This window comes from Pseudomonas californiensis, from assembly GCF_021147775.1.
Classification (GTDB): domain Bacteria; phylum Pseudomonadota; class Gammaproteobacteria; order Pseudomonadales; family Pseudomonadaceae; genus Aquipseudomonas; species Aquipseudomonas californiensis.
Window position 1 is genome coordinate 1 of the sequence record NZ_JAGTPK010000113.1, and the last position, 1,519, is coordinate 1,519.

At 55.3% G+C, this 1,519-nt stretch carries 2 protein-coding genes; one reads left to right on the forward strand and one right to left on the reverse strand.

Annotation, left to right across the window (positions count from 1 at the left end; translation table 11 throughout):
- Positions 1 to 309 precede the first annotated feature (309 nt).
- Entirely contained in the window at positions 310 to 663 is a 354-nt protein-coding gene (locus tag KDX37_RS29110) for an MmcQ/YjbR family DNA-binding protein (RefSeq protein ID WP_231656624.1), read from the forward strand.
- Positions 664 to 693: 30 nt separating this feature from the next.
- On the opposite strand, the gene KDX37_RS29115 is transcribed toward KDX37_RS29110, so the two are convergent.
- Positions 694 to 1,434, reverse strand: a complete 741-nt coding sequence (locus KDX37_RS29115) for a substrate binding domain-containing protein (RefSeq protein ID WP_231656625.1) — start codon at positions 1,432 to 1,434, stop codon at positions 694 to 696.
- Between the last annotated feature and the right edge of the window lie 85 nt (positions 1,435 to 1,519).

Here is a 1,519-nt window from a genome sequence, read left to right on the forward strand (position 1 = left end):
CGAACCTGCGTAGCTGCGCTCCGACTGCCTGTCCGGATGAGCGTGGAACGGGTGTCCGGATGTTGGTGGGCTGAGTGTCCAGATGGCGTGGAATCCGCAAGCATGTCTTCGGGTTTGATTCTGGCCACCTCTCATTGCGGCCTTAACACCAACTGACGCAATGGCCGCGACAGTGCCCGCTCTTGAATTATCACGACTGAGTCGGGTCGAAAATTCAGCATGGTGACGCCTCGAAGCCGACCCCATGTGATTCGAATCGCCACTCACAGACGGGCATCGAGCACGTCGAATCCCGACAAAGGAGCACACATGAACCGCCAGCAATTCATTGACTACGTGCAGAAAAAGTACGCAACAAAACCCGATCATCCGTGGGACAAATTTCCTGACTATGCCGTCTTCAGGCATTCGGACAATGACAAATGGTTTGCCCTGCTCATGGACATTCCGGCTGAAAAAATAGGCATTGAGCGAGATGAGCGCATCGATGTCATCGACTTGAAGGTCGAGCCCGAACTGGTGGGCTCCCTGAGAAAAAAACCGGGCATTTACCCGGCTTATCACATGAATAAAGAACACTGGATTACCGTCCTGCTGAACGGTCCGCTTGGTGCGAAGGACATCCACGCTCTGTTGGAAGACAGCTTTAATCTCACTCGGTGAACGCGCTCATGCACCGCCCTCCGCCAGTGGCTAATCGAGTGCCTGACGTGAGAGAAAGTCTTTCAAGTGGTCTATGAACGCGATGACCTTGCGCGTGGATCGATGGTGGCCTGGATAGACCGCCACCAGGTTCGGGCCGAATGCCTCAGGGTCAATCAGATAATCGGGCAGCACATTGACCAGCAGGCCCTGGGCGATCAGAGGCGCAGCGCTCCACTGCGGCACGATCAACAGGCCGCATCCGGCCAGTGCCTGGGTCAACAGAAAATCGTAGTTATCACACTCCACCAGCGGTCTTTTCGGAAACTGAAACTTGAACGGCTGGCCCTGATGGCTGGCTCGCCAGAATGTCCTGCTCAATAGCGGGTTGCGGTAAAGCAACCACGCGTGCGCGTGCAGATTATCGGGCGTGACGGGGCTGCTGTTACGGGCGAGATAAGAAGGACTGGCGCACAGGAAAACCGTATTGCGGGCGATCACTTTTGAAATGATTCGATCACTGTCGCCCACCTTCAATGCCAGGTCATAGCCTCCCTCATCCAGGTTTATCGGACTGTCCCCAAGCGTCACGCTCAGTTGAATATCCGGGTAGCTGGAAAGAAAATCGGCACAGGCCTCAGCCAAAAAAGCCTTGCCAAACGCCAACGGTGAAGCGATGCGAAGCGGGCCGTTGATTCCCCCGCGCAGCTGACTGATTTCTTCTGCCGCCTCCTCAAGGCTGAGCACCAGTTGCCTGGCGGTCTTCAGGTAAATAAAACGTAACCGCTCCATTAACCCCACATTCAAAGCACTAAGCTAATGCCAGATGCTGGGCTCCCGATTCTCTCAGGAGCCCATCGATCATGATGCGACCCGA

What these genes read in the sequence shown, in the direction of transcription:
- KDX37_RS29110 (WP_231656624.1), top strand. Translation starts at nt 310, where the DNA reads ATGAACCGCCAGCAATTCATTGACTACGTGCAGAAAAAGTACGCAACA.
- KDX37_RS29115 (WP_231656625.1), bottom strand. Translation starts at nt 1,434, where the DNA reads ATGGAGCGGTTACGTTTTATTTACCTGAAGACCGCCAGGCAACTGGTG.